Source organism: Pedobacter sp. 10L46_2 (assembly GCF_056395165.1).
The window spans coordinates 1-2,435 of the sequence record NZ_JBFTIZ010000499.1; the positions used below are offsets into that span (position 1 = coordinate 1).

At 37.9% G+C, this 2,435-nt stretch carries 2 protein-coding genes and 1 pseudogene; all 3 read right to left on the reverse strand.

Going from position 1 to position 2,435, the window contains the following annotated elements:
• A partial coding sequence (locus tag AC1DDX_RS27230) for a PhoPQ-activated protein PqaA family protein (protein WP_477623010.1) occupies positions 1-743 on the reverse strand: 743 nt, incomplete at its 3' end.
• Positions 744-786: 43 nt separating this feature from the next.
• The gene (locus tag AC1DDX_RS27235) at positions 787-1,254 is read right to left on the reverse strand and encodes a rhodanese-like domain-containing protein (protein ID WP_337717801.1); all 468 of its coding nucleotides are present in this window, start codon (positions 1,252-1,254) and stop codon (positions 787-789) included.
• Between the two features lie 22 nt (positions 1,255-1,276).
• Positions 1,277-2,255 (reverse strand): annotated as a pseudogene (locus AC1DDX_RS27240) (2-hydroxyacid dehydrogenase).
• Between the last annotated feature and the right edge of the window lie 180 nt (positions 2,256-2,435).

Genomic DNA, 2,435 nt, shown 5'->3' on the forward strand with positions numbered 1-2,435 from the left:
CAAACCTTGATTTGATAGTTCATACTTACCGGCATGTTCAGCATATCGATCACCATTGGTGCAATTGCGGTTACCCGTTTATCAGAAGCTCCGGTAAGCCAGGTTGTCCAGCCACGTTTGGATGCCCCCGATACCACGAAACGGTTAATACTATGATGTAGTTTTTGTTTAGAAAATTCCTGAACGGCATCCATCGCTCTTTTTGCAGATTTAACCATTGGGAATAACAATGGCCAGCTGTAATCGCCATCTTTTTTGTAATTATGAAGTGTGTATGATATTAATGCATCTTCCGTTAAATTATTATAAAGAGGTTGATTCGGTGCCTGCTTGAGTATGGCAACCACAGCTTTGTTTTCTTTTGCTATTGCACTAAAACTTTTAACCAGGCCATCGCCTTTATCACTCCAATTTGGCATGCCTTCTTTATTTATGCTTCCACCGGTAATAAACAACAACGCTCCGTCGTACTTATTTTCTTTTGGAACGATTATGCTAAGCTGGTGGGTCCAGGTGTATTCTCTCCACTTTTGCGAAGTAAGCAGAATACTGTATACTTTCAGTTCATCAAGATCATAAGAGTCCTTTACTTCCCATTTGTAGGTGTTATCACCGTTATTCAGGTAATGTGACAAAGCGTTAACGGGAGTGATTCCAACTGATGATGTTGTTGTTTGGGCCTGAACAAGCAACGTTATCAAGCACAAGAAGAGCGTAGAAGCCGGAACTAATTTTCGAGACATTTTCTTTTTTTAGGAACTAATATAGCAAATATTTGACGGGTTTTTATTTAACGGTTTGGGCTAGCGGATAGCCTTTATTGATCCATTCAGTTTTTAAATTAACTGTTAAATTTAATAAATATGCTTTCGTGAACTTTTGCTCATTTAACGCTTTAAAGGCAGGCCTGATGTTAGGGCATTTATCCATTGGACAGCAGCCGCAATACACTACTATCATTTCATTTTTTGGAAGGCCTTTTATTACTTTAGTCAGCTTTTCTACATTTTGTTTCTCACTGGCAGCGCCAAGGTGTGTGGCACCTTTTATATCTTCAACAACACCAATGTTATAAATACGGATTTTCTGCCCTTTTTCGATCATATTTGCCAGAACAGAAGGCTCCATAAGTTGACTCTTAGTCCAAGGATTGCTCTGTAACTGAGCAGACGGTATTTGTTGTGCTTTAGAAATATTTGAATTGGCAACAAAGATTAACAAAACAGCTATCGTTTTTAAAAGTAAGTTTTTCATGAAATTTGAATTATGTGGCAATTTAATGATTACTACTGTAAACTTCGCGATTAATGATCTGCGGCATTACTTTGTTACTTAATGCGGCAATCAGGTTATCTGCAGCCATAACGGCCATCTTGTCCCTGGTTTCTTCAGTTGCAGAACCAATATGTGGCAGCACACAAACATTCGGCAAATTAAGCAAGGGATTATCTTTATCCATAGGTTCGGGATTGGTAACATCCAGACCCGCTCCCCATATGGTTTTATCTTGAATTGCGTTAATCAGATCGGCTTCATTGTGTAAGCCTCCCCTTGCTGTATTGATAAACAAAGCGCTGCGCTTCATTTTTTCGAACGCAGATCCATTGAATAAATTCTTGGTTTCGTTTGAAAGATTGGCATGAACCATCACTTTCGGATAATAGCTGATCAAAAGAAACATATTTTGCATCCAATATTTCCTCTGCTTCAGTATTGCGATTTCTATTGTGATAAATGACATTCATGTCGTATGCTGCCTTAGCCTTTTTAGCAAGCTCTACCCCGATCCTTCCCAAACCAAAAACACCAAGTGTTTTTCCTTTTAATTCTATTCCTAAATTTGCGGTGGGCTCAAAAAACGACCAACCACCGCGTTCAATTCTTTTATGCATCTGAAAGGCATTACGGGATACCGCGAGCATCAAGAGAAAGGCCACATCTGAGGTGGCATTACTAAGTACATCAGGAGTATTGCTAACAGGTATTTTATAAGAGGTTGCTGCTTCAATATCTACGTTATCATACCCAACACTCATCAATGCTACAGCTTTCAGGTGACTGCACTCCTCAAAAAAGTGAGCATTTAATTTGTTAGATCCTGCACTTAGCAGAGCATCATTATTTTTGCAAAGCTCAATTAGCTCTTTCTGTGGCAAGGACCTTTTTTCCGTATAAATAGTCAGTTTATAACCCGCTTCTTCGAGTAATTGAATTCCCCGTTGAGGTATTTTTCTTGTTATTAAAACTTTAATCATGTATTTCGCAAAAATTTAAACTGGAATTATAAACACGCTCCAATATAACAAACGATTAATAGTTTTAATTTATTTGTTCCATAACAAAATACTTGCTTGGTAAGCTGACCTTATATCTCTACTTTTAGAAATAGATAATCTTATTTGAATAGTCACAACACTTAAGCCAATACAATACAC

Bases quoted from the DNA above. Each gene is read 5' to 3' on its own strand.
- AC1DDX_RS27235 (WP_337717801.1), bottom strand. From the start codon at position 1,254: ATGAAAAACTTACTTTTAAAAACGATAGCTGTTTTGTTAATCTTTGTT.